Source organism: Alteribacter natronophilus, assembly GCF_006007885.1.
Classification (GTDB): domain Bacteria; phylum Bacillota; class Bacilli; order Bacillales; family Salisediminibacteriaceae; genus Alteribacter; species Alteribacter natronophilus.
The window spans coordinates 317,477-341,916 of record NZ_VCRO01000002.1; the positions used below are offsets into that span (position 1 = coordinate 317,477).

25 protein-coding genes are annotated in these 24,440 nt (G+C 46.8%); 18 read left to right on the forward strand and 7 right to left on the reverse strand.

The window, feature by feature from the left end:
• The first annotated feature begins 15 nt into the window (after positions 1-15).
• The 6 genes from FGB90_RS08615 to larC are packed head-to-tail and all read left to right on the forward strand — an operon-like array spanning position 16 to position 6,168.
• Positions 16-1,452: an aldehyde dehydrogenase family protein gene (locus FGB90_RS08615; RefSeq protein WP_138810418.1), complete on the forward strand. Its 1,437-nt coding sequence runs from the start codon at positions 16-18 to the stop codon at positions 1,450-1,452.
• Positions 1,453-1,466: 14 nt separating this feature from the next.
• Positions 1,467-2,666: an iron-containing alcohol dehydrogenase family protein gene (locus FGB90_RS08620; protein ID WP_138810419.1), complete on the forward strand. Its 1,200-nt coding sequence runs from the start codon at positions 1,467-1,469 to the stop codon at positions 2,664-2,666.
• 16 nt (positions 2,667-2,682) lie between these two features.
• The gene (gene pdxA / locus FGB90_RS08625) at positions 2,683-3,690 is read left to right on the forward strand and encodes a 4-hydroxythreonine-4-phosphate dehydrogenase PdxA (RefSeq protein WP_138810420.1); all 1,008 of its coding nucleotides are present in this window, start codon (positions 2,683-2,685) and stop codon (positions 3,688-3,690) included.
• Positions 3,691-3,708: 18 nt separating this feature from the next.
• Positions 3,709-4,542 (forward strand): ATP-dependent sacrificial sulfur transferase LarE, encoded by an 834-nt coding sequence (gene larE / locus FGB90_RS08630; protein WP_138810421.1) that lies wholly within the window; start codon positions 3,709-3,711, stop codon positions 4,540-4,542.
• A complete protein-coding gene (gene larB, locus FGB90_RS08635; protein WP_138810422.1) occupies positions 4,539-5,315 on the forward strand; it encodes a nickel pincer cofactor biosynthesis protein LarB in 777 nt (258 codons plus the stop codon). Before larE ends, larB begins: the two co-directional genes overlap by 4 nt.
• Positions 5,305-6,168 (forward strand): nickel pincer cofactor biosynthesis protein LarC, encoded by an 864-nt coding sequence (gene larC, locus FGB90_RS08640; protein WP_138810423.1) that lies wholly within the window; start codon positions 5,305-5,307, stop codon positions 6,166-6,168. Before larB ends, larC begins: the two co-directional genes overlap by 11 nt.
• Before the next feature lie 38 nt (positions 6,169-6,206).
• On the opposite strand, the gene larC2 is transcribed toward larC, so the two are convergent.
• Both larC2 and FGB90_RS08650 read right to left on the reverse strand, forming a co-directional pair.
• A complete protein-coding gene (gene larC2, locus FGB90_RS08645) occupies positions 6,207-6,668 on the reverse strand; it encodes a nickel pincer cofactor biosynthesis protein LarC2 (protein WP_138810424.1) in 462 nt (153 codons plus the stop codon).
• Positions 6,669-6,883: 215 nt separating this feature from the next.
• Positions 6,884-7,084 carry a hypothetical protein gene (locus FGB90_RS08650; protein WP_138810425.1) on the reverse strand — a complete coding sequence of 67 codons (201 nt, stop codon included), beginning with the start codon at positions 7,082-7,084 and terminating at the stop codon, positions 6,884-6,886.
• 164 nt (positions 7,085-7,248) lie between these two features.
• Here FGB90_RS08650 and FGB90_RS08655 point away from each other — a divergent pair, with 164 nt between their 5' ends.
• The 4 genes from FGB90_RS08655 (at position 7,249) to FGB90_RS08670 (ending at position 9,916) form a co-directional block, all read left to right on the forward strand.
• Positions 7,249-7,623: a hypothetical protein gene (locus FGB90_RS08655; protein ID WP_138810426.1), complete on the forward strand. Its 375-nt coding sequence runs from the start codon at positions 7,249-7,251 to the stop codon at positions 7,621-7,623.
• Positions 7,574-8,566, forward strand: a complete 993-nt coding sequence (locus tag FGB90_RS08660; protein ID WP_138810427.1) for a DUF4352 domain-containing protein — start codon at positions 7,574-7,576, stop codon at positions 8,564-8,566. The genes FGB90_RS08655 and FGB90_RS08660 overlap by 50 nt, the downstream gene beginning before the upstream one ends.
• A gap of 89 nt (positions 8,567-8,655) precedes the next feature.
• The gene (locus tag FGB90_RS08665; protein WP_138810428.1) at positions 8,656-9,633 is read left to right on the forward strand and encodes a hypothetical protein; all 978 of its coding nucleotides are present in this window, start codon (positions 8,656-8,658) and stop codon (positions 9,631-9,633) included.
• A 76-nt stretch (positions 9,634-9,709) separates the two neighbouring features.
• A complete protein-coding gene (locus FGB90_RS08670) occupies positions 9,710-9,916 on the forward strand; it encodes a hypothetical protein (protein ID WP_138810429.1) in 207 nt (68 codons plus the stop codon).
• 195 nt (positions 9,917-10,111) lie between these two features.
• On the opposite strand, the gene FGB90_RS08675 is transcribed toward FGB90_RS08670, so the two are convergent.
• Positions 10,112-10,954, reverse strand: coding sequence for an STAS domain-containing protein (locus FGB90_RS08675; RefSeq protein WP_138810430.1), 843 nt, complete (start codon positions 10,952-10,954; stop codon positions 10,112-10,114).
• A gap of 496 nt (positions 10,955-11,450) precedes the next feature.
• Between FGB90_RS08675 and FGB90_RS08680 the strand changes: the two genes are divergently transcribed.
• The 8 genes from FGB90_RS08680 (at position 11,451) to FGB90_RS08715 (ending at position 18,956) form a co-directional block, all read left to right on the forward strand.
• Complete coding sequence (locus FGB90_RS08680) at positions 11,451-11,738, forward strand: DUF4190 domain-containing protein (protein WP_246056111.1); 288 nt, start codon at positions 11,451-11,453, stop codon at positions 11,736-11,738.
• A 30-nt stretch (positions 11,739-11,768) separates the two neighbouring features.
• Positions 11,769-12,083 carry a hypothetical protein gene (locus FGB90_RS08685; RefSeq protein WP_138810431.1) on the forward strand — a complete coding sequence of 105 codons (315 nt, stop codon included), beginning with the start codon at positions 11,769-11,771 and terminating at the stop codon, positions 12,081-12,083.
• Between the two features lie 416 nt (positions 12,084-12,499).
• Positions 12,500-13,783, forward strand: a complete 1,284-nt coding sequence (locus FGB90_RS08690) for an ABC transporter substrate-binding protein (RefSeq protein ID WP_138810432.1) — start codon at positions 12,500-12,502, stop codon at positions 13,781-13,783.
• Positions 13,784-13,896: 113 nt separating this feature from the next.
• Complete coding sequence (locus tag FGB90_RS08695; RefSeq protein ID WP_138810687.1) at positions 13,897-14,766, forward strand: carbohydrate ABC transporter permease; 870 nt, start codon at positions 13,897-13,899, stop codon at positions 14,764-14,766.
• 18 nt (positions 14,767-14,784) lie between these two features.
• A complete protein-coding gene (locus FGB90_RS08700; RefSeq protein ID WP_138810433.1) occupies positions 14,785-15,645 on the forward strand; it encodes a carbohydrate ABC transporter permease in 861 nt (286 codons plus the stop codon).
• 19 nt (positions 15,646-15,664) lie between these two features.
• On the forward strand, positions 15,665-17,248 hold the full coding sequence (locus tag FGB90_RS08705) for an FAD-dependent oxidoreductase (RefSeq protein WP_138810434.1): 1,584 nt from the start codon (positions 15,665-15,667) through the stop codon (positions 17,246-17,248).
• A 22-nt stretch (positions 17,249-17,270) separates the two neighbouring features.
• Positions 17,271-17,906, forward strand: coding sequence for a YesL family protein (locus FGB90_RS08710; protein ID WP_138810435.1), 636 nt, complete (start codon positions 17,271-17,273; stop codon positions 17,904-17,906).
• Positions 17,907-17,918: 12 nt separating this feature from the next.
• The gene (locus FGB90_RS08715) at positions 17,919-18,956 is read left to right on the forward strand and encodes a LacI family DNA-binding transcriptional regulator (protein ID WP_246056112.1); all 1,038 of its coding nucleotides are present in this window, start codon (positions 17,919-17,921) and stop codon (positions 18,954-18,956) included.
• A gap of 146 nt (positions 18,957-19,102) precedes the next feature.
• Here FGB90_RS08715 and FGB90_RS08720 read toward each other — a convergent pair whose 3' ends face one another.
• The 4 genes from FGB90_RS08720 to FGB90_RS08735 form a co-directional block, all read right to left on the reverse strand.
• Positions 19,103-20,359, reverse strand: a complete 1,257-nt coding sequence (locus tag FGB90_RS08720; RefSeq protein ID WP_138810436.1) for an Nramp family divalent metal transporter — start codon at positions 20,357-20,359, stop codon at positions 19,103-19,105.
• 169 nt (positions 20,360-20,528) lie between these two features.
• The gene (gene ulaA / locus FGB90_RS08725; RefSeq protein ID WP_138810437.1) at positions 20,529-21,791 is read right to left on the reverse strand and encodes a PTS ascorbate transporter subunit IIC; all 1,263 of its coding nucleotides are present in this window, start codon (positions 21,789-21,791) and stop codon (positions 20,529-20,531) included.
• Between the two features lie 3 nt (positions 21,792-21,794).
• Positions 21,795-22,067 carry a PTS sugar transporter subunit IIB gene (locus FGB90_RS08730; protein ID WP_138810438.1) on the reverse strand — a complete coding sequence of 91 codons (273 nt, stop codon included), beginning with the start codon at positions 22,065-22,067 and terminating at the stop codon, positions 21,795-21,797.
• A gap of 28 nt (positions 22,068-22,095) precedes the next feature.
• The gene (locus FGB90_RS08735; protein ID WP_138810439.1) at positions 22,096-24,165 is read right to left on the reverse strand and encodes a BglG family transcription antiterminator; all 2,070 of its coding nucleotides are present in this window, start codon (positions 24,163-24,165) and stop codon (positions 22,096-22,098) included.
• Positions 24,166-24,440 lie beyond the last annotated feature (275 nt).

Here is a 24,440-nt window from a genome sequence, read left to right on the forward strand (position 1 = left end):
GAGGAGAATGAAGCGATGAGTTCAGAAAGGTTGTTCTATCCCCATATTATCGGAGAAGAGCGTACAAAAAACCAAGAGACAATCGATGTGGCGAATAAATACGATAATAGTGTGATGGCTTCTGTTTACAGGGGGAAAGAAGAAGAAGTAAATCGAGCTGTAGCAGAGGCGAGAAAGACTTTTGAAAAATCACAGATCACCCCGTCCGAGCGAGGCGAGCTGTTAAGAAAGGCTGCGAAGTTGTTTGCAGAAAAGAAAGAGGAAATCGCCCAGACAATTTCCGCAGAGGTAGGAAAGGTTATTCGGGATGCGCGAATGGAAGTGGACAGAGGCGTACAGACGTTCCTTGCTGCAGCTGAAGAAGTGGGCAGGATTACCGGCCACACCGTACCTATTGAAAATCAGAAAGGTAACGAAAACAGGCTTGCATTTACGATCCGTCAGCCCGTTGGTGTGATAGGCGCCATAACGCCGTTCAACTTCCCTTTTAACTTGACGGCTCACAAATTGGCACCAGCTCTTGCAGCAGGTAACACAGTCGTTCTCAAACCTGCTGAAAAAACACCGGTAAGCGCCATGATGCTGGTAGATGTTCTGCTTGAAGCAGGTTTTCCACCAGGAACTATCAATGTGGTGAACGGTTTTGGCCACGAGGCCGGAGACGCTCTTTTAAGGCATCCTGATGTGGACATGTACACATTTACCGGCAGCCCGGATGTGGGGAAAATAGTCAAAAGTACGACGGGGATCCGTAAAGTAACCCTTGAACTTGGAAGCAATGCCCCAAATATCGTACATTCTGATGCTTCGGATCTGTCTGAAGTAGCGAAATCGTGTGTAGAAAAGGGCATGATGCATAATGGACAGGCATGTATCTCCGTTCAGCGTGTCTATGTGCATGACGATTGTCTGGAGGAATTTTTAACATATGCCAGGGAAGCAGCTGAAAACTTGAAAGTAGGTAACCCCCAGGACGATGATACGCGAGTAGGTCCACTGATTGACGAAAAAAGTGCTGAGCGGATTGAGGAGTGGGTGAACGAAGCGGTTTCCAGCGGAGCACGTGTGGTAAGTGGAGGTCGAAGAGATGGTGCAATCTATTATCCTACTGTTCTTACAGATGTAAAACCAGAGATGAAAGTGGTATGTGAAGAAGTATTTGCTCCAGTAGTCGTGGTTGTCCCGTATTCGGATATTCATGATGCGATTCGTCAGGCAAACGATTCACGCTTCGGACTGCAAGTCGGTGTCTTTACTACAAACATCGACCTGGCGATGAATGCAGCGAAACAGCTTCGCTATGGCGGGGTGATTTTAAATGACGTATCAACCTTCCGCGCGGATACTATGCCATATGGTGGAATCAAAGACAGCGGCGTAGGAAAAGAAGGACCGAAATATGCGATCGAAGAAATGACAGACGAGAAGATCATCGTCATAAATACGAAGTAAGGGAGCTATGAAAAATGAGATCAACCTGGAAAGTCAATTTTACAGAAACAGTTGTTTTCGGAAACGGCGCAATAAATGAGCTGCCTGAGCTATGTGATAAATTTAACGCTAAAAATATTGTCATCGTAACAGATCGTGGCATTAGAGATGCAGGGATTCTTCAAAAAGTGGTCGACACGTTCGATGACTCCTATCAGACTTTCGTCTATGATCGGGCTATTCCTGAACCGCCGGTGGATAGCGCCGTCGAGTGTCTGGAAGAAGCAAAAAATTATATGGATGTGGACCTTATAGTAGGACTTGGAGGAGGAAGCAGCATCGACCTTGCAAAAGTGGTCGCTCTCCTTCTCCGCTATGGAGGAGAACCGGCAGATTACTTTGGCGAGCATAAAGTTCCAGGGCCGGTGGCACCGTTAATTGCAATTCCCACAACTGCTGGCACGGGCTCAGAAGTAACATCCGTTACGGTTCTGACCGATGTGAAAAATAAAATGAAGACCGGGATCTCTGCTAACGAACTCCGCCCTAAAGTAGCCCTTTTAGATCCGGAACTTACACTTAAGCTGCCGGCGTATGTGACGGCTTGTTCGGGAATCGACGCTCTGAGTCACGCAGTCGAGGCATACACAGCTAAAGATGCCCACTACATTGAAACGGACGATGAGCTGCTGTTTCAAGGTGGAAATCCAATCAGTGATGCACTTGCACTTCAGGCAATCAAGTATATTTTTGAAGGGCTGGTGCTTGCGGTTAATCAGGGGTCAAATATTGAAGCGCGAAGTAAAATGCTGATGGGCAGTCTGCTGGCCGGACAGGCATTTTCAAATGCGGGAACGGCAGCGGCACACGCTCTGGCCTATCCGTTAGGCGGCATTGTTAAATCCCCTCATGGAGAATTAACAGGTTTACTTTTACCACACGTTCTCAGATATAACCAGTCAGTGATTAAAGACAAACTTGCGACAGTAGAGCGTTTTATCAGTCCTGAAAGTGGTGTACTTACAGAAGAAGAGGCGGGCGACCGTTTTATTGAGAGAGTTGAACAGCTTCTGGAGGAAATTCAGCTCCCATCTTCTCTTTCTCAAATTGGCGTAAAAGAAGAAGATCTGGCAGAAGTAGCGGAAAAAGCACTCACCATTGATCGTCTTGTAAGGAACACTCCCCGTGTGCCAACGAAAGAAAGCTTTGAGAAACTTCTTCTCGGTGCTTTGTGAACAGGAGGGAAAACACATGAAAAAACCAGTAATTTGTATTACGATGGGTGATGGAGCAGGGATTGGCCCTGAGATTATCATGAAGATGATGAAAGATCCTGAAGTTTATGAGTGGGCTGACCTGGTCGTTTCAGGCGATTTAAAAATATTGAAAAGAGCAGGCGGTATCATAGGCGCCGATGTGGAGTTCAACTTAATCCGTACAATGGACGAAGCTGTGTTTAAAAAAGGAATCGTAAACGTCTTTGATCTCGATCTTTTGCCCGAAGATCTCCCCTTCGGCAGAATTTCACCAGCAGCCGGAGATGCCGCCTACCGGTACATTGAAAAAGCGGTTTCCCTCGCAAATACAGGCGAGATTGATGTAATTTGTACTGCACCTTTGAACAAAGAAGCGATGCAAAAAGGCGGGCACCAGTATCCAGGCCATACAGAAATCCTCGCCGACCTTACGAGTACGAACGACTACGCGATGCTGCTGTCCTCACCTAAGTTAAAGGTGATCCATGTGACAACGCATATCGGACTTATTGATGCTGTAAATAAGATCGAACCGGGAAGAGTATATAACGTGATCCGAATGGCTCATGATGTTCTAATACAATCAGGACTGGAAGATCCTCGTATTGCTGTGTGCGGAATCAATCCACATGCAGGTGAAAATGGTCTGTTCGGTTATGGAGAAGAAGGAGAGAAGCTGGACCCGGCCATTCGTAAAGCAAAAGAGGAAGGCATTAATGTTACAGATCCCCTGCCTGCGGATACGCTGTTTTTCCGTGCGGTAAGAGGAGACTTTGATATAGTTGTAGCTATGTATCATGATCAGGGCCATGCCCCGATAAAAGTCCTCGGCCTCGAATCAGGGGTCAACATTACAGTCGGCCTTCCGATCCTGCGAACAAGTGTGGATCACGGAACAGCTTTTGATATAGCAGGAAAAGGTATTGCGGACGAAGCCAGCCTGAAAGAGGCTGTTCGTCAGGGAGTTGAAATGGCCCCCGCCCATAGCAGAAACCAAGGATAAGGAAGGAGTGGCGATCTCTTGGATGTAACCAGACATCATGAAAAGGACAGAAGATTAGCTGATATCGTCAAAGAAATGCAAAAGGTCATGGTCGCTTTTTCAGGAGGAGTAGATTCGACTTTTCTTGCCTACAGGGCAACTGAAGAACTAGGCAGGGAAAATGTCCTGGCAGTGATTGCCTCTTCCGACACATTTCCCGAAAGAGAATTCTCAGAGGCTGTCTCCCTTTGTGAAGAAGTGGGCATTTCCTATCGGACCGTTCACGTTGAGGAATTGTCGAAAGATGAATTTGCAAGAAACGATGTAAACCGGTGTTATCATTGCCGAATTGGTTTGTACACTACTCTTCACCAGGTGGCGGAGGAGTCTGATTATCCCTTCATTCTTGATGGCACAAACTTCAGCGACATGAATGACTACCGCCCGGGGATGAAAGCAACCAGAGAAAAAGGTGTGAAAAGCCCTTTAAAAGAGGCTGAACTTACAAAAGACGACATCCGGCTCCTTTCAAGGGAACTGCAGCTTCGTACTTGGAACAAACCTTCCTTTGCCTGTCTGTCTTCTCGTATTCCCTATGGAACACGTATTACAGATGAAAAAATTGAGCAGCTTGAAAAAGCAGAAGACTACCTTTTCGATATGGGCTTTTACCAGGTGCGTGTACGTCACCATGGAGATATTGCGAGAATTGAAGTTAATCCGGATGAAATGGCAGCTGTCCTAAAGCAGCATGACCAAATAGATACAGCCTTTAAGGAACTTGGATTCCATTATGTCTCTTTGGATCTGAAAGGCTACCGCACTGGAAGCATGAATGAGGTACTGAAACTTAAACCGGAGAATGTACAATGAGGGAACTTGAAGAAATTTTAATGAAGTATAAAGAAGGAAGAAAGACGCTGGATGATGTGAAAACAGACATTCTTGGCTTTCAGAAGATGCAGGATACGGTGTTTGATACGAACAGGGAAGAGCGGACCGGCTTCCCGGAAGTAGTTTACGGTCTCGGAAAAACGGCAGAGCAGATTTCTGAGATCGCTGCCCACAGAAAAGGAAAAACACTCCGCCTGCTTATTACAAGAGTCGATCCGGAAAAAGCCCGTTCTGTTCTGGTAGATCATCCTGATTTGAATTACGATGAAAGGGCAGAAGCCTTGTGGCACTCTGAAGGAGTAGACGGTATAGAGAGGAATGCTGATTATCCTTCAATTGCAGTAGTGTGTGCTGGTACTTCGGATGTGAAGGTGGCAGCCGAAGCTGCAAGAACAATTAATATTTTTGGCGGAAAATGCACTGAATTTTATGATGTGGGAGTTGCAGGCATACACAGGTTGTTTCATGTGCTTCCCGAGATAAAGAAGGCTAAAGTGGTGATTGCGATTGCAGGCATGGAAGGGGCTTTGCCGAGTGTACTGGCAGGCCTGATCGAGCGGCCTCTTATCGCTGTACCAACAAGCCAGGGTTACGGGGCCGGTTTTTCCGGTGTAACCCCTTTACTTAGCATGCTGACTGCCTGTGCGCCTGGAATAAGTGTTGTGAACATAGATAACGGATTTGGCGCTGCATATCAGGCATTGTCCATAGTAAGGCTCATCGAAGAAGAGAGGGAAAAGAATGAAAGCTGACAGTCAGTCTGAAAGCCGAACCCTGTATCTGGAGTGTCATTCCGGAATCAGTGGTGATATGACCGTTGGGGCTTTACTCGATTTGAATATCATGACTTTAGAGGAATTAAATAATGAATTGGATAAGCTGGGTATCGATGGCCAATGGGAAACAGGTTGTGAGCGGGTCATTAAAAACGGTATAAGTGCGGCAAAGTTTGACGTCCATGACCTGGAAAACGATCATGGACACACTCACGCTCATACAGACGGTGATCCTCATCACCACCATAATGATGGTGATGAGGGGCATACACACAGTGCTGATCATGGGAGTGAGCACAGCCATAATCACGGTCACCATCACCGAACATATACTTCTATAAAAAATATGATAGAAGATTCAGGGCTTGATAGCAGCGTCCAAAAAGATGCTGTCGCAATGTTAAAAGTGATTGGCGAAGCAGAGGCGGCAATCCATGGCATGAAGTTGGACCAGGTTCATTTTCATGAAGTGGGTGCGATCGATTCGATTATCGATATCGTATCAACCGCAATTTTGATGAACCGTTTAAACCCTGATAAAGTCCTGTCTACTCCGATCCCGGTTGGAAACGGCCAAATCCATATTGACCATGGGCTTTATCCTGTGCCCGCTCCTGCCACACTTGCTATTCTGAAAGGTGTGCCAATTAAGCAGACGGACGTCAAATCTGAACTGACTACTCCGACCGGTGCAGCTATTGTAAAACACTATGTAGACAAATTTAGTGGATTTCCTGACATGACAGTGCAGAACATCGGCTACGGTGCGGGAACCAAGACATTCCCTAAAGTTCCGAATGTTGTACGAATGACAGTGGGTTCGCATTGATAATAAAAGGAATGCTCCTGAACGAAGGAGCATTCCTTTTATTTATCTTTTTGATTTAAGTATGACCAGACATACTGGTATATCTCTTTTATAGGGACTTCCTGACTTTTGGCAATTAAACGGCAATCTTCATATTCTGGGGCTTGCTGAACAACGGTTCCCTTATAGGATCCTTCTTTGACTGTGATTTCACCCCAGGGCGAAGGGATCTTAAAAAAACTGCGCTCAAGACGGTGCACGGACAGAGGATAATACCTAACTCCGAGGGTTGTTGTTTCACGAAAAAGGATTGATTTCATCTTATTCAAGTCGTTTAATTCACAGAGAATCTGCATTAAGTAGCCTGGTCTATTTTTTTTCATAAAGATAGGAGAATAATAAACGTCCCTTGCCCCCGCGTTGAATAGCAGCTCCATAACGTAACCAAGCCATTCTCCTGAAATATCATCAAGGTTAACTTCTAATTTAATCATCTCTGTATCAATATGTTCAGTGTCCATTTCTGCACGCTCCTTTTAAGTATTAATATATCGTGGAGTACTGGTGCTCCTGACTTCTTCCAAACTTATGAGAGGTTGAGAAGAAAAGCGGTTTGCGATCCCAAAGTAGATAAGAAGCGACAGAATGTCGTTGATGGTTGTAATCAGCTGACCCGGGAAGCGATGGCCGGGTCGGCCTTTGAGTTTGAAGAGAATCTGAGGGAGGATGGTTCCGGTCACCCGGCGACCATCGGCGTAAAGAAGGCGAGTGCGACACCGGATTCGAGAGTGTCTTCAAAGCCGCTGACGATCCCGCTGGACCGAAGACTCACAAACAGAAAAAACACAAGCCACGGCAGACGGTGGTAGGCTACCATGAGTGGATTCGTGCTGTACATCACATCTACAATTTTATCCTTGGTGTCACCCAAGATCAATATTGAGCACCCTTCAGAAAGATATCTTCAATTTTATAGGTAATTTGTATGTAAATAACAAAGTTCTACAAAAATTAAAACAATCTAATATACTTACTTTATAATAGCGATAGGTATAATTTCCTAATACCAGACAGCAAAAACGAAAAAGGAGTGTGCTATCCATGGAAGAGGCGTTTACTTTCCTCCACTTTTTATGCATGGTTTTACTTATAACCGGACTTTTTAAACCGGGGCTTGCGCTGTTTTTTATGCCGGAGCATAAGCGAACATCAAAAGATGTGATTTTCGTATACGGTCTTGCGATCGTTGGAATGACGCTAGCGGCGTTTTTAGTGATACCGGCAGAAACCGCCCTCTTTTTTATTGTGATGCCATTAATGATTGCGGTCGTAATTGGTTTTTTTCGACCGGGAAGAGTGCTGCCTTTCCTTGCAGAAAATAAAAGAAAACGAAAGTCTGTATTTGTTTACCTTGCCGGACCTTTAGTTGTCCTGCTTTTTAATCGCCGGGTTAATCGCACCGGATGCAGAATTTGATCATGCGCATGCAGAGCAGGTTGCCGCGCAGGCGGATTCCTTAACTGAGGAGGAACAGGCTGCCCGGGAGCAGTACATAGCAGAAGCTGAAGAAGAGGCAAGAAAGGAAGCAGAAGAAAGCCTTGAAGAAGCGCGAGCTGCCCGGGAAGAGGCAGAAGCGCGGGCAGAGAAGGCGGAGCAGGAACGCATAGAGGCAGAGCAGGCGGCTGAAGAGGAGGAAGAAGCGAGAAAAGAAGCGGAGGCCAGAGCACAGGAGGAAGAAGAAGCGCGCCTGGAAGCGGAGGCTAAAGCGGAAGAAGAACGCAAAAAGGAGGAAGCGGAAGCAGAGAGAAAAGAACAGGAACGAAAGGAAGCGGAAGCAGCTGCCGAAGCTGAAGAAGAAGCAAAGCGGGAAGCAGAGGAAAAGAAGAGAAAAGAAGAAGAGAAGATAGCAAAAGCGGAAGAAGAAGCGCAGCGTGAAGCGGAAGAAAAAGCTCAGCAGGAAGCAGAAGAACAGGCGCGTGCAGAGGCTGAAGCAGCAGAAAATGATCCGGATTATTATGTTGGAAGTCCTGTCAGGGTCGGCGACCTTGAATATTTGGTGCATGATTTCTGGTTTTACAGCAGTTTATCGGACGGTTTCTCTCAATTAAATACGAGTGGTACGTTTCTCGTTATGGATGTGGAAGTGCACAACCACGACTCACGTCCACGGTTAGTGGATTCGTCGATGTTTACGCTCTATGACGGGGAGGGGAGGACGTTTCACCCTGATTACGACGCTGATTATTACGTGAATCAAATTCCATTTGAACTCTTTATTAATGAAGTGAATCCCAACCTGAGTGTACGAACCAACATTGTCTTTGAAATCCCTGAAACATGGGGACTGGAGCTCGAAGTCGCTTCAAGCTTCGGATGGTCATTGTGGGGACACGATTATGAGCGGATCTTCATTAATTAGTTATGTAAGGGGTAAAATAGCAATTTCAGGTACAATCAAGCGAACGTCACAGAAAATCACCTATAAGTGTCTTTAGGGAGGCAGTTACCATGTACAATGTATCAAATGAGAAGGCAGTAAAAATAGGTGCTACCACTTTCTCAGAGCTTAATTATAAAGAAAGTGATATTGAAGAATTACTGCGAAAAAATATTGATATGATATGCGATGAAGAAGAATCGATGCTAATAGTCGGAAAGCAAGTCAGGAACGCCCAGCATGGAATTAGCGACCTCACTGCTATTGATAATAAAGGGAATATTGTATTAGTTGAAATTAAGAGGGATCGTAAAGATATGGAATTAAGGAAAGAAGCCTTTGAGTTTCAGGCCATCCGATATGCAGCCAGCTATGCCACGATAGAGGACCCTGAGGATTTAGTGAATAAAATATACGCGCCGTATATTGAAAAATACCGAAGCGACTTTGAAGATGGTTCTTTAACAAGTGCAGAACTTGGTAATAGGAAATTAAATGAGTTTTTGCAGGAAAATGGAGCCGGGAATGACTTTAATAGGAACCAGAGAATCATACTGGTTGCGTCGGATTTTGATGAGCAGACAGTATCAGCTGTAGCATGGTTAAACAGTAATAATGTTGATATTAGTTGTTTTAAGATGACGCCATATAAAATCAATGGGGAAGTGTTCATAAATATTGAAAAGGTTTTGCCTTTGAATACATATAAAGATCATTATGTGAATTTCTTAGAGAGTCCTATAAAAAGCACCATTAAGAAAAAAGGATTTACACGAAGAGCTCTACCTAAAATTGATGACATGCTTGAGTGGGGTGTCGTTAGGGCCGGTGACATCATAGTTGCTAAAGGGCGGGATGATGAAGGGGTGCTTTTGCCAAACGGGAATGTAGAAGTTAATGGTGACGAAATTTCTATGCAGAAATGGTTAAAGGAGTTATTTGGCTGGTCCAGTATTCAGACTTATGTGTTTGCAGTTCATAAAGAGACGGGGAAGACACTTTCTCAAATACGTGAGGAGTATATGGAGAAGGAGCAGGAAATAAGGTAATTTTCGGCCGCGCTGCAGGGGGAAGCATGAAGAGGGTTTCTGTCACCACCTGACAAAGTCGGGAAATGGCTGTCACGTGTGGACGTTTTTTCGGCAGCTGTTCCTGCTGCGGAAGCAAGAAAGCTGGGCAGTCGGGAAGGAATCGGTTCAGGTATACGATTATGTGGATGAGAGAGAACCGGTATTAGCGAGTATGTACGAAAAGCGTCTAAAAGGCTACCGTGCGCTTGGGTACAAGGAGTGCGGGGAAGAGAGCGGTGCTGAGCAGCTGATGTTGTTTTGAGAGTTAAACGAGAGAATAATTGAAACAGCCGTTTTTGACGGCTGTTGTGAGTGCCAACCTCCTTGTTCCCTGCTGGTTGCAGCCGGCACAGCAAGAAAAGACCACCCGGAAATTTTATGGGTGGTCTTTTGGTTTAACGTACACGTCGCTGTGGAGCTCAAAATATGGAGGAATTACCTCTTATGGGGAAAAATATTAATTATCAAGGTCGATACTTAATCCTGTCAATGGTAATGCATTTGGCAAGCTTTGCACTACCTTCATCTCATTTAATGAAATGCCTAAGGTTACCATAGTTTGTGCCAGTTCTGGCCTTAATCCAGCAATAATAGCAGTGATTCCCATAAGTTTTAAAGCATCATGGAGTTGGAAAAGACTTTTGGCGACTGCTGTATCGATCATATGGACACCCGTTAAATCTATAATTAAATACTTTAATCCGAGTTTACTTCCCATTTTCAGCGTCTGCTCCAGGAGCTGCTGTGCGCGATATGTATCCAGCGTTCCAACTAACGGTAAAATAGCTACATCTTCCGTTAACGTAACGATAGGAACCGAGAGTTCTATTAACTCCTCCTTTGCTTCATTAAATACTTTTTCATGGTATTTAACAAAAGATTGAGTAAAGGCATAGATAATTTGATCAATAGTCGGGTTAATTCGCTCTGAAATTAAGTTGTTGTCATCAAATGTTAAATTTTCGTTTTCAAATTCCTTACTAATAAATTTGAAAATAAATTGCCGGTAATGTGGGATCACCCATAGAGCTTCATGTAACGGGACACTCGACTCGGTTGCATAATCCCCTAGATTTTTTCCCCACTCATAAACTTTTTCTAATACATCGTCTAAATTATCTTTAGTTAAAGACTCACCTATAAGCCCGACAAATTCAGCCCGTATTTGAATTAATTCCTCATGCTCTATTTTTCCTAAGTTTTGATTGCGGTTAACTAACTCCTCAACTTCCCGCGCAATGCTTTCTTTCTGATTAACTATCATTTCGCCTATAGAATACATTTGTTTTTCATTCAGCATTTAGATTGCCTCCAAGTTTATTTTTTTCTGGGAATTTTTCGTATGTAGGCGTTATTTTTACTCTAACACCATAATAACAAAGAAAAAACCAGAGTACTATATACCGCTTTTTGTAAAATCACGAAACAGGGGAATGGGATGCCTGTTACTTCCCGGAGACCGGCTATTAGATTCACTACCCGAATTATGTCGTAGTTTCTTAGTTTGATAAGGTTAAATGAGGTGTTGTTATGGAGGGAGTTGTCAGCGAATGTAGGCTGACTGCTGCTGACGGCTGAGTATTATTAGGTATAAGGTTTAATCCGCAAAATGGGACTGGTATATGGGGAAGTAATGTATCTTGAATTTTACACCTTTTGTCTAAAAAACTTTATTGTCCGCCTGTTCATGCCGCCTGCATGAAAGCATACATATCTGAGTAGCAGTAATGGGGGAGTCTACCCGCATTTGATTGGATGCTGCTGGTTCTTTACTCAGATGAGAGGGTGTGGTGACGATGGGGGAAAGTGTGGAGGCGGTAAAGGGGAAAGTGAACGGAAAAGCGGTGGCTTCCCTGGTGCTGGGTATTGTATCCCTGATTCTTCCCTACGTGGGACTGGTGACGGGAATCGTGGGGATTGTACTTGCCAAACTTGCGTTTAAGGAGATCAGCGAGAATTCAGAAAGCGGGAGAGGGCTAGCTGTTGGCGGGCTGGTGTGCAGTATCATTGCAACGGTGCTTTACGCAATTATGGTTCTGCTTTTCATTGCAGCCGTTGGATGGTTCACTGTATTTGAGGTTTAGACTCACGTTACCAGCAGGGGAGGGGAAGCTTTGTCGACATCCAGAATACTTAAGTGGGTATCCGGAGGGCTTGAAGCGATTCTCGGCATTCCGATTCTGGGCGGAATGATTGTGATCAGTCTGGCTTATACACCTTTATTGTTCATGCTGGCGCTGCATATCGTCACGCTTGTCCTGACGAAAAAGGACGGAGGGGCTTCAACAGGAAGTATTCTTGGCATAATAACCTCATGTATAGCATGGATCCCGTTTGTGGGCATGGTCATGCATATCCTTACCGCGATCTTCCTCATGGTAGATGCGTCAAAGCCGGATCCTGGGGAGCAGGAGCGGGCTGCGGGGTAGGGGGGAGCGTAGTAAGTGACAATTTACTAATTCATCAGAAAAGCGAAGCGCACTTTGGGCTTCGTTTTTTTGCGATAGGCTCTTGAAAACTGCGGCAGTGCAGTTTGAAATCATTTGTTTACAGGATAACCTTCTCACTGCAAAAATTAATAAGGAGAAATCTAATAAAAATAATTCAAAACTATTGAAAAGGTTTTCAACATAATTTATAGTTGAACTATGAAAAGGCTTTCAGCGGTTTGTATTTTCAGATTTTCGGAGTATATTTTTTCTTTTTTGTTCTTGAAAAGCTTTTCTTGTTAAGTTCTAGGAAGGATTTATATTTTTTTACTCGATTTGAAAAGCTTTTCAGAGTTGGTGGCTCCGCTCTTAATAGCGGAGGATATAGGAAAATAACGAAAAAAGGGGATGTACACATGCTTTCTATGAAGAAAACGGGTTTTGTATCAGTTCTGGGAATGTCGCTTGTTCTGACTGCCTGCGGTGGTGATGACACGGGAGGAGACAACGATGACGGAGTGACCACCCTCCATTTCTGGGGAGGTGTCCCTGCGGAAAACGGCCCTCAGGAGGTTGTGGACGAGTGGAATGAAAACAATCCCGATGTCCAGGTTGAGTATTCAAGGTACGTTAATGACGATGAAGGGAACATGCGCGTAAATACGGCGCTTCAGACTGGGGAAAGTATCGATATTCTGAAGTCCCATTCCCCGAACCACCTCGAACAGAGAGTGGACTCTGATTTCCTTCTTGATCTTGCAGACTATGCCGGAGAGTTTGATATTGAAGGATCGGTGGGACCGGCTGCTGAACGATGGAAGATGAATGATACGTATTATGCAGTTCCGACAAACACAAATGCGCTGTTCATTATGCTGAATGAGGACGCTCTTGAAGAGAACGGTCTCGAAGTACCTGAGACGTGGACCTGGGAAGAGGTGGCAGAGTATGCCAACGAGCTTGGGAGTGATTTCCCGTACGGCTATGCAATTGACCATGACACGATTCACGGCATCATTCAGAACGCCCTGATTGACGATGGGTTTGTGGATGAAAATGGTGAATCCAACCTTGATCATCCGAATGTCCGAGAAGGTCTTGCGCTCTATTATGACATGATGCATGAAGACGGGGTTATGCCTGTATTATCTGAACAGGTGGCAACGAACATGCAGCCTGAACAGATGTTTATTGACGGTGAAGTCGGGATGTACCAGGCGGGAGCGTGGCGTCTGCGTATGCTGAACGACCTTGATGAATATCCTCGTGATTTCAATGTCGCTTTTGCTCCTTATCCGCACTTCGAAGGACAGAGTATGCCAGCACACCACGTGGAGGATGCCATGTCCATCGTTGCCGAAACCGATCACCCTGAAGAGGCGTGGGAGTTTATTGAATGGTATGCCAATGAAGGGATGATTCACCTTGCTCCGGGAGGTCGTGTTCCGGCATCTGAGGACGGTCCCGCAGAGGAAGCCCGTGAACTGATTGTCGAAGGGGCAGAAGACACTTACAACTTAGATTCCCTTAACAGTGTTTATGAGATTGAAAACACTGAGATGATCGTGGATCCACCATATCAGGTTCTTGATAACATCACTCAGGAACTGGAAATGTTTTTCCTTGGTAACAACGACCTTGATACGACCATCGAACGTATGGTGAATTTCCACAACGATTATCTTGAGCGTAACCGCTAAAAAGAAAGGGAGCACAAAGGAAGCTGAGTGCTCCCTCTTTTCTTTAATACTGGTTACATAGACAGACCCGGCTTTGAGACCGGGCGAAGAGGAGGCGAACGAAGTTGAAGTGGATGAAACGCCAGCAGATGATCGGTTATCTCTTTATTTTACCCAGCATTATCGGGGTGTCGATCTTCTTTCTGTTTCCATTATTGTTCTCACTCGTATTATCCTTTACAAATTGGTCGGGACCGAGTGGACGCGGAACGGAGTTTATCGGAATGGAGAATTTCCAGAGGATCCTCGGAGATGAGGTTTTCCGTCAGGCATTCTTCAATAACTTCCTGTATTTAATTCATGTACCGATTGCTGTATTTCTCGGGTTTCTTGTCGCGGTTTTTCTGAACCGGAGTGTATATATGAAAAACGCGCTGCGGGCTGTTTTCTTTTTACCGTATTTAATCAGTCCGATTGCCATCGGTTTTGTCTGGATGCTGTTATTCCATCCTTCAGAAGGCCCTATTAATGTGATGCTCATGTCCCTTGGGGTGGATAACCCGCCGGGATGGCTCTCCTCAACGGGAAGTTCCATGTACGCCATCATCATTATGTCAGCATGGCAGATCATGGGCTTTAACATCATTATTTATCTCGCAGCTCTGCAGGGCGTTCCCCGTGAGCTGGAGGAAGCGTGCAGTATGGACGGAGCGAAAAAATGGCAGATTACCCGCTATGTAACGTTCCCGTTTGTCAGCCCGATTACTTTATTTCTTCTCATTATCGGCGTGGCCAACGCGTTTAAGAACTTTGGCCTCATTCAGGCCGTAACCGGCGGTGGGCCCGGTAACAGTACGACGATTCTGCCGCTTTATGTTTACCAGACGGCTTTCCGTTATTACGAACTTGGGTATGCATCGACGATCGCTATTATTCTGTTCCTTGTGATTTTCGCCATTACGCTGCTGCAGTGGCTCGGCCAGAAAAAATGGGTTCACTACTAGAAGGGGGGAGGACACGATATGAGCAGCCAGGAAAAAATTAAGAATAAAAGTCCAAAAAAGATAAATTACTACAAGCTGATCATGACGATTGTCATGACCTTTACGGGTCTCGTGATGATTATCCCTTTCTTCTGGATGTTATCCACGTCGTTTAAGTCACCGGCAGAGATATTCGAGTATCCCATTCAGTGGATTCCATCCACGTTTAATTTAGGTCCTCACGAGCGGGTATGGTTCGGGGAATTCAGCTTTTTCACGTACTACTGGAACTCTATTAAAATTGCTGTTATTGGTACAGCAGGTGCTACCTTTATCGGTGCGATGGCCGCTTACGGGTTTGCCCGGATTCCATTCAAAGGAAGAAATGGTCTCTTCGTACTGTACCTGATGATGATGATGGTGCCGCCTCAGGTTCTGTTTGTTCCTAAATTCATCATGTTTGATTTTGCAGGAATCTACAATACCCACTGGGCACTCATCCTGCCGACGATTTTCACGATTATCGGGGTCTTTTACATGCGGCAGTTTTTCCTGACGATCCCCCACGCTATATCGGAATCGGCTTTTATTGACGGGGCGGGGCACTTCAGGATTTTCTTTCAGATTTTCCTGCCGCTGGCCAAGCCGGCGATTGCCACGTTTGCCATTCTCGATTTTTCGTGGAACTGGAACAACTATGAAGACGCGCTTGTCTTCCTGATCAGTGAACACCTGTTTACTGTTCCGCTCGGACTGGATAATTTCGTTATGGAATTCTCCGTCGATTACGCGGGGATGATGGCAGCGGCAACAGCTTCTGTTCTGCCGATTGTACTGATCTTCATCATTGGACAGCGATACATTATTGAAGGTGTAGCAAGCTCAGCTGTAAAAGGATAATAAAAGGAGAGGTTTCTAAATGACTGCTGTAACGAGATTAAAATCTGATGTTATGATTATTGGTGGAGGCGTGGGCGGCGCAGCAGCTGCGCTGTCCGCTGCCAGAAGCGGAAAGAAAGTCGTAATGACCGAAGAGGAGAAGTGGATTGGCGGGCAGCTTACAAGTCAGGCTGTTCCACCGGATGAGCATCCCTGGATCGAACAGTTCGGATGCACGGCTACTTACCGGGATTTCAGAAACCGGGTGAGAGAGTACTATAAACAGCATTATCCGCTTACGCCGGAAGCGCGGCGGAAGCAGAATTTAAATCCCGGGAACGGCTGGGTGAGCCGTCTCTGTCATGAACCGAAAGTTGCTCTTGCTGTACTTCATGACATGCTGGCCCCATACGAATCCTCAGGTAAAGTGGAGATTCTCCATAAGCACAGAATTACAGGTGCTGAGACGGAGGGGGATCTTATTAAAACGGTGACGGTGCGGAACCTGGAAACAGGCAGCGATGTAATTCTGGAAGCTCCCTATTTTCTCGATGCAACGGAATGCGGGGATGTACTTCCGGCTGCCGGTGTTGAATACGTTACCGGGGCCGAATCGATTGAACAGACCGGGGAGCCGAGTGCGCTGGAAGAAGCGGACCCGCTCGATATGCAGGCTGTCAGTGTCTGTTTTGCTCTTGATTACAAGGAAGGGGAAGACCATACGATCGAAAAACCGGAGGACTATGAATTCTGGAAAGAGTATGAGCCGGATTTCTGGCCGGACAAGCTTCTGAGCTGGACCCACCCGTTTCCCGAGAACCTCAAGCCGTGGTCAAGGGATCTGTTCAAGCAGGAAGGAAGAACCCTAATCGATTCCCTCTGGCTGTTCAGAAGAATCATCGATAAAGATAATTTCGAAGAAGGATTCTATGAAAGTGATATCACCCTGGTCAACTGGCCGCAGATCGACTACTGGCTTGGACCGGTCTTCGAGATTCCAGAGGAAGAGAGACAGAAGCACCTGAAACAGGCGAAACAGCTTTCCCTTTCTTTCCTGTACTGGATGCAGACCGAAGCTCCGCGTCCTGATGGTGGCTACGGGTACCCGGGACTGCGCCTGAGAAAAGACATTGTCGGGACAGAGGACGGTATGGCTGTACCGTACATTCGCGAATCACGCCGGATCGAGGCGGAATTCACGGTTGTGGAGCAGCACGTGAGTCCTGACCATCAGCCTGAAGTAAAAGGGGAATACTTCTATGATTCCGTCGGAGTGGGGAGCTACCGAATCGATCTTCACCCGAGTACCGGGGACAGAAACTACCTGGATGTGTCCAGTCTTCCATTCCAGATTCCACTGGGAAGCCTGATCCCGAAACGGGTCAAAAACCTGGTAGCCGCAGCCAAGAATATCGGGGTAACTCACATTACGACCGGCTGTTACAGACTGCATCCAGTAGAATGGAATATCGGTGAAGCTGCAGGTGCTCTGGCTGCCTACTGTATTGAAAAAGGGCTCACACCCTCTGAAGTCAGAAACAGTGAGACGGAACTGAAAGCTTTCCAGGAAACGCTTGAAAAAGCGGGAGTGGAGCTGGACTGGCCTGAGCTTCAGGTGAGATAATAACGTTACGAGGTGAAAAACAATGGAACAACAGGGCCTGTTAGGCGGATTTAATAAATTTTTTGAATGGTTTATGAACCTGGCATACCTGAATATACTCTGGCTCCTTTTCAGTTTGGGAGGACTCGTTATTCTGGGGATTGCACCGGCTACATCGGCCCTGTTTTCTGTTGTCCGCCAGCTGCTGATGGAGAAGGGAAAAGTGCCGGTCACGAAAACGTACTGGCATTATTACCGCAAAGACTTCCTTAAATCCAACGGCCTTTTCTATCTTTTTGCGGCCGCAGCCGGCATTATTGCTGCAGATCTTTATTTTCTGTCAGGTTTCAATCACACCCTGGCTTTTGTGACCATGGCCGTTCTCGCGGTCATTGGTATGGTACTCCTGCTCGGTTTTATCATGCTGTTCCCAACGTTTGCCCATTATGAATTATCCTTCTGGAGATATATTAAACATGCTGTTGTCATCGGGTTGTTCCGCCCTCTTCATATTGTTCTCATGGTGGGGACCCTTGTAATGATGTATTACTTCATGCTTTTTGTTCCGGTTCTGCTGCTGTTTTTCGGAATGAGTCTGTTTGCTCTGATTGTAATGAGTATCAGCTATCACATATTCAATAAGATCGAACAGAAATCAGTGGCACCGGCTGAGGGATAGGAAGCAAGCTGTTTGCAAATTAAAGAAGAAGCAGGGGATACCATGAGTCCGACAATAAAAGATGTGGCGAAAATGTCCGGAGTCTCCATGAGCACGGTTTCCCGTGTGCTGAACTCTCCGGCCAGTGTGACAGAAGAAAAGCGAATCAAAGTCGAAAAAGCTATTAAACAGTTAAAATATCATCCCAATGCGCTGGCCAGAGGTCTTATTTATAAGCGCACACAGTCTGTGGGGGTCCTCCTTCCGGATGTAGCCAACGCGTATGTTGCGGAGGTGATCAGAGGGATGGAGGATGCTTCCATTAATCATGGAAGCAATCTGATTCTCTGCAATACAGACCGCAACAAAGAGCGGATGATTAAGTACCTGAAACTGCTCCGTGAAAAGCAGGTTGACGGCCTGGTATATACGAGCGATCCGCTGACAGAGGAAATCTTTCGGGAATTCGATGAGCTGAATATTCCTGTTGTCCTATCATCCACCCAGTCGCTGGAATACGCCTATCCTTCCGTAAAAGTGGATGACGAGAAAGCCGGATATGACGGCACATCCTACCTGATCGATAAAGGCCATAAACATGTGGCCATGATCAGCGGCCCGACAACAGATCCCATTGCAGGCTACCCGAGGTATACAGGCTATAAGCAGGCGATGAAAGAACGTCTCGGTGTCGCGGATGTTGATGACTTAACCGAGTTCGGAAACTTCCAGTACGACACCGGCTATGACGCCATGAGCCGCCTGTACAGAAAGAATAAAAACATTACGGCCGTTTTTGCCGTAAGTGATGAAATGGCTCTCGGGGTTATTTCCTTCCTGTCCGACCAGGGCCTCTCAGTTCCGGGAGACATCTCCGTTCTCGGGTTCGATAACACAAGAATCGCCAGAATGAGCATCCCGAAACTGACAACCGTTGGCCAGCCCATGTACGATATTGGCTATAAATCCATGGAAAAGCTTGAAGCTCTCCTTCAGAAAAAAGAACTGAGCGAAGTCCGGACCTATCTGCCTCACAAAATTATTGAACGGGAATCCGTGAGGGAGATATAAGCACCCGGGGTCCTGCTGAATATTAAAGTGTCAATTGCAGGTTGTTCGTTTAGTACAAAAAGGAAGCAGGCAGGTTAATTAAACATCCTCACAGCGTGGGGGTGTTTTTGTTTTGCAAAGATGTGTTGTCTCCAGTGGGGATGAGCTTAACCCACCAGATCACTAATCGCCGTAAACAGGCTGTACGCCCCAATCCCGATACAGACGATCACCACAATCCCGCCGATAATGTTGACTTTCAGCGAGTTGGTGTATTTGCCGAGAAGCTGCTTGTTGTTCATGATGATCAGGATGAGAACAGCGATCCCCGGCAGGAGAATGCCGTTCAGTGCCTGGGCAAACAGGATGACAGCGAGTGGTTCCACGTTGAATGTGAAACTAAGGATACCGATTACAATGACAGTAGTAAACACGGCTTTAAAACGCCAGTCTTTTAGGCCGTCTTTCCATTTCAGAATACTGGCAATGGTAATTGAAGCCCCCAGTGCAGCTGCCGTCATGGAGGAAAAGCCTGCTGAAAAGATGCCGATGGCAAGAAACGACTCCGCCCAGCCGCCTAGAAGCGGTTCGAGCTGAAGGGCCAGGTCTGCCACGGTTTCCACTTCCACACCACGCATTAACGTCCCCGAGGTAATCAGGATCGAGGCGGAGATCAGTCCGCCCAGCCCGATCGAGACCACGATATCCCACTTGGAATCTTTTAATTGAGACGGATGATTCCACCTCTCCTGTACCGAGGTGGAATGGATAAACAGATTGTAAGGTACGACAGTGGTACCGATCAGCGCAGCAATTGTAATGATGGAGCCAACAGGAATCGAGGGAGCGAACATCCCTGAAGCAATGCCTCCAAGATCCGGCTGGGCAATGACCATGGTCGTAATAAACACGGCACTCATGATGATCACGAGTCCGATCATCATTTTCTCGATTAACTTGTAGCTGCCGCTGAGGCCGATTAGAAGCACCACGAGGCCAACGAACGGACCGATCGCGTTGATATTCCAGCCGGTTAAGGTGGACAGGCCAAGCGATGTGCCGTTTAAATCCCCGCTCATATACGCCGCCGAGCCGGTAAATATGGATAAAATCACGAAAACGACGATACTGTACTTGATGGCCGGATGGGAAAACTGGTCCCTTATGGCAGCCCCGAGTCCTTTTCGGGAGATGATCCCGAGCCGGGCGACCATCATCTGCAGGACGATGGTAGTAATAACGGAAAAGACGAGCGCCCACAGCAGGGCGTAACCGAACGATGCCCCGGCTTCAGTAGCAGTCGTAATCGTACCCGGACCTACAAAAGACGCCGCAATAATCGCGCCCGGCCCGATGACTTTAAGCTTTTCTATGAAAACATTCCTCTTTTGATTCTTATTCTGTGCCGGCTGTGCCTGCCCCACAATTTCACCTCATATCAAAATACATATTACTGTGTTCATTTCACTTGAGAGGGAGGGATAAACGTGGGATTCTAAATAAAGAACGTTCGAGCCGGGGAACTCCTGAAACAAAAAAGCAGAACCCCGCAGCCATTGCGGAGTTCTGCATTACATCCAAACATTATTCTGTTTAGTTAAACAGACTCACAAGCCATCCAAGCAGAATCCCGACTGCGCCGAAGTCCGAGTCTCCGAACGTGGTGCTGTCAAAGCCGAGGGAACTGAGGATCGGCATGAGCAGGGCAGGGAGGAAGCTGATCAGGATGCCGTTTGCAACGGCACCGAGGATCGCGCCTTTTCTTCCGCCCAGGGCGTTTCCGAATACGCCGGCGGCTGCACCGGTGAAGAAGTGGGGAACGAGCCCCGGTACAATCAGTGCAAGACCGAAGATCGGCAGAAGGAACATGCTGCCGAGGCCGGCAAGAAAGCTGAACATAAATCCGATAATCACGGCGTTTGGTGCGAAAGGGAATACAATTGGTGCGTCCAGTGCCGGTTTGGCATTCGGAACGATTTTGTCGGCAATTCCCTTAAAGGCCGGAACGATTTCCGCCAGAAGCATCCGTACACCGGCAAGAACGACGTACACCCCTGCAGCGAAGGTAATCCCCTGCATGAGGGAGAAGATGATAAAGTTCATGCCTTCACTGAGCTCGGTTTCAATATAGGCTGCGCCTGCAAAGAGGGCGACGACGATAAACAGGAGTGCCATCGTAAGGGAGACGGCAACGGACGTGTCGCGCAGGAATCCGAGCGACTGGGGAACCTTAATGTCCTCTGTTGTTTTCTCTTTGTTTCCAAAGCGTTTACCGATCGTACCTGATACGAAATAACCGAGTGAGCCGAAGTGACCGAGAGCGATGTCATCGTTTCCGGTAATTTGCCGCATGTACGGCTGGAGGATCGCCGGGAAAAAGACCATGGCCGCTCCGAGAATCAGTGACCCGGTAACAACGAGCGGAATTCCGGCCATACCGCCGGAGCTGAGGATGACGGCAATCAGACAGGCCATAAACATCGTGTGATGCCCGGTTAAAAAGATATATTTAAAGGGCGTGAGTCTGGCAATAACGATGTTGGCCACCATACCGAACAGCATAATCATGGCGGTTTCCGTACCGAAGGCCTCCTGGGCCACAGCAACAACCGCTTCATTGTTCGGGATCACCCCGCGGATATTGAAGGCGGTTTCAAACATTTGCGAAAAGTAATCAAGAGATGTGATGAGCACGCCGGCTCCGACACCGAGGATAACGAAGCCCATAATCGTCTTCAGTGTGCCCGATACGGTATCCGCTGCATTTTTCTTCTGCAGCAGGAGACCGAGCAGGGCAAAGAGGCCGACAAGGATGGCGGGCGTACCCAAAATGTCATTCATAATGAGGTCTGCCATAATTTATCCCTCCTGTAGATGTGTTTGAAGCGCGTCCTTCAGCTCCTGCTGATCGAGCAGGTTCGTAAGTGGTATGATTTTTTTATTTCCGTCATCGAGGTTCGTGATGATATCCCGGGAACCGATATAGTAATCAGCGGGTTCGGTTTTTGCTGATGCAAGGTCAGTATGGGACACATCCGCATTGATTCCCAGTTCATTTAACGCCTTCTTTACGTTCATTTCTACGATAAAGCTGCTTCCAAGACCGTTTCCGCATACGACTAATAGTTTCATTTTAAATTCCTCCTAAATTTTAGTTGGTTTACTCAGAGTACTGATTCAGTAATTCCTGAATGTCATCGTGATCTGCTGCTGCCCGCAGTATCCTGATGTTTTCTTCTTCTGACAGCATTGCAGAAAGCTGGGACAGTGCTTTAAGGTGGGATTCGTTATCAATCGCTGCAAGTATGAAGATCAGCGATACCTGATGCCGGTCTTCTTCTGAGAACCGGACGGGCTGATCGAGCTTTAATACGCTCATCCCGAGCTTCTCCACACCGTCCTCGGGTCTTGCGTGGGGAATCGCCACTTGGGGCGCGAGAATCACGTACGGTCCGTTTTCTTCAATATTGGCAATCATCGCAGATACGTACTCCTCTGTGATGGAATGGTTATCGATTAACGGCTTGGCGGCAATCCGGATGCCTTCCCGCCAGCTCTCCGCTTTTTCTGTGAGTTGAATCGCGTTGGATTGAATAATTTCATTTAGCATGGGTTTATACGGCTCCTTTATATGAAGTGGCTTGTCTGAAAGGATCTCCTCGATTTCCGTCAGTAACTGCGCCTGGTTATGAATCTCTGCGTGCTTTTCCACTGCTCCCAGGATTTCTTTTACTTTGGAATGTGCGGGATTAACTTCCTTATAGTTCAGGAGTCGATTAACATTCACCAGAATGCGTTCTTTTTCCGCCTCGGTCAGGACAGCGTTTACATGAAAGGTCGGTAAATGCCTGCTTTTTAACGGCACCGTCGTGAAAATCAGGTCAGGTGTGATCGTCGCTTCCTCAACCGATGTAACCACTTCAAAATCCAGTGTGGAAAACAGCGTCTCAAGCTGTGCCCGTAAAATCTGGGACGTACCGATCCCGCTGGAACAGACAATCAGGGCCTGTTTTCTCGAAGCGGCTTTGTGACCTTCCTTTCTCATCCAGCCGCCGAAGTGCATGGCGATGTAGGCCGTTTCATCATCGTTAACCGGAACGCCGGTAAAACGTTCCAGGTGAGGCATCACCTTTCTGGTCAGCTGGTAGATATCGCTGTACTTTTCCTTTACCGACTCGGTTAGCGGGTTCCCGGCAGGAAGCCTGTACTTGAGCCGGTAGTACGCAGGTTCGATGTGAATGAGCAGGTTGTTCTGAACCTCTTTGTAGTTCCGGAACTCCATACACGCATACCGCTGGAAGTCCACGACCATCCTGTAAACAACACGTTCCAGCCCTTTGACGGAGATATCGTTTTTGTCTGTGTTCACGCGCTGGCTCAGGAGCAGAATCGTGATGAAATCTGTTTCCTGGGCAGGGACGGTTACATTTAAGGCTTTGGCGATTGACCGGCTCAGGCGCCTGGTATTTTCGTACATCGGGCTCTTCCGCAGTGAATCCGCCTCACTGGCGAAACACTCCACAAAACAGCGGCGCAGGCTTCGCTGGAGGCAGTAGGTCAGATACCAGGTTAAAGGGCTGAAGCTGCCTGCTGTCCCTTTGAGTGCAGGGGCCGGAAATACGTTCTCCATGAGGCCCTGAACGAGGTTCATGTTCTGCGGGATCTGCGGATCTGCTTCCTCCCACAGTCTCATCATCCCCTTCACCACCTCGCCGTCCAGGTTTTCGTGCGCGGTGTGAATAAACAGTCTCCTGATGTCAAATTCATTTCCTTCAATCGTGTAGCCCTGTGAGCGGGAGAACGTTAAATCCAGCTCAAATTCGAACACCTGTTCCCGGATGAGCTTTACATCGTTCAAACAGGAATTTCTGCTCGCGCCTGACGTTTCGATAATGTCTTTCAGCTGGATTTTCCTGCTTTTTGTGAGCAGCAGAAACACTGTCATCGCCCTGCGCTCTTCCGGGGCATAGAAATAATCGTGCGGCTGGTCCAATGTGACATGCTGAGGCAACTGCTTTTTTGTGTCTTCTGTGAGAAAGATGCCTACGGCTTTGACTCTCTGGACTTTCCCGAGGTCATTATGCTCCAGCCAGTCATCGACTTTATTTAAGTTGTAGTACACCGTCCGCCTGGAAACGTTTAGATGCTCGCTCAGTTCCACAGCGGAAACCGGCTCGTTCTTTAAGGCAAGAATATTTAATAATTGCGCACTCTTCTGATCCAAGATCATCGCATCCACCACCTGGGTTGAATAATGTCAGCTGACTGATAGGTTTTGCTGGATGACTTACTTTCATCATAAAAACAAACCGTGGGAAAGAGAAGTCCGAAAGATGTACAGCCCTTTGTGCAAAATTGGACTGAAGTGAGGGGTTGATATGGTGTTCGTTTCGGAGGCGGAGATGGAACATTTTCTCATCATCATTTTTTTTAAATTTCCCCTTGATTTCTGTATCCGCTTTCATTTACACTACAACTAAACCGGTTTACTAAATCGATTTAGTT

Bases quoted from the DNA above. Each gene is read 5' to 3' on its own strand.
- FGB90_RS08680 (WP_246056111.1), top strand. From the start codon at position 11,451: ATGGGGGAAAGTGTGGAGGCGGTAAAGGGGAAAGTGAACGGAAAAGCG.
- FGB90_RS08665 (WP_138810428.1), top strand. From the start codon at position 8,656: ATGTACAATGTATCAAATGAGAAGGCAGTAAAAATAGGTGCTACCACT.
- FGB90_RS08675 (WP_138810430.1), bottom strand. From the start codon at position 10,954: ATGCTGAATGAAAAACAAATGTATTCTATAGGCGAAATGATAGTTAAT.
- pdxA (WP_138810420.1), top strand. From the start codon at position 2,683: ATGAAAAAACCAGTAATTTGTATTACGATGGGTGATGGAGCAGGGATT.
- larC (WP_138810423.1), top strand. From the start codon at position 5,305: ATGAAAGCTGACAGTCAGTCTGAAAGCCGAACCCTGTATCTGGAGTGT.
- FGB90_RS08695 (WP_138810687.1), top strand. From the start codon at position 13,897: ATGAAACGCCAGCAGATGATCGGTTATCTCTTTATTTTACCCAGCATT.
- larB (WP_138810422.1), top strand. From the start codon at position 4,539: ATGAGGGAACTTGAAGAAATTTTAATGAAGTATAAAGAAGGAAGAAAG.
- FGB90_RS08700 (WP_138810433.1), top strand. From the start codon at position 14,785: ATGAGCAGCCAGGAAAAAATTAAGAATAAAAGTCCAAAAAAGATAAAT.
- FGB90_RS08690 (WP_138810432.1), top strand. From the start codon at position 12,500: ATGCTTTCTATGAAGAAAACGGGTTTTGTATCAGTTCTGGGAATGTCG.
- FGB90_RS08730 (WP_138810438.1), bottom strand. From the start codon at position 22,067: ATGAAACTATTAGTCGTATGCGGAAACGGTCTTGGAAGCAGCTTTATC.
- ulaA (WP_138810437.1), bottom strand. From the start codon at position 21,791: ATGGCAGACCTCATTATGAATGACATTTTGGGTACGCCCGCCATCCTT.
- FGB90_RS08620 (WP_138810419.1), top strand. From the start codon at position 1,467: ATGAGATCAACCTGGAAAGTCAATTTTACAGAAACAGTTGTTTTCGGA.
- FGB90_RS08705 (WP_138810434.1), top strand. From the start codon at position 15,665: ATGACTGCTGTAACGAGATTAAAATCTGATGTTATGATTATTGGTGGA.
- FGB90_RS08655 (WP_138810426.1), top strand. From the start codon at position 7,249: ATGGAAGAGGCGTTTACTTTCCTCCACTTTTTATGCATGGTTTTACTT.
- FGB90_RS08615 (WP_138810418.1), top strand. From the start codon at position 16: ATGAGTTCAGAAAGGTTGTTCTATCCCCATATTATCGGAGAAGAGCGT.
- larC2 (WP_138810424.1), bottom strand. From the start codon at position 6,668: ATGGACACTGAACATATTGATACAGAGATGATTAAATTAGAAGTTAAC.
- FGB90_RS08735 (WP_138810439.1), bottom strand. From the start codon at position 24,165: ATGATCTTGGATCAGAAGAGTGCGCAATTATTAAATATTCTTGCCTTA.
- FGB90_RS08710 (WP_138810435.1), top strand. From the start codon at position 17,271: ATGGAACAACAGGGCCTGTTAGGCGGATTTAATAAATTTTTTGAATGG.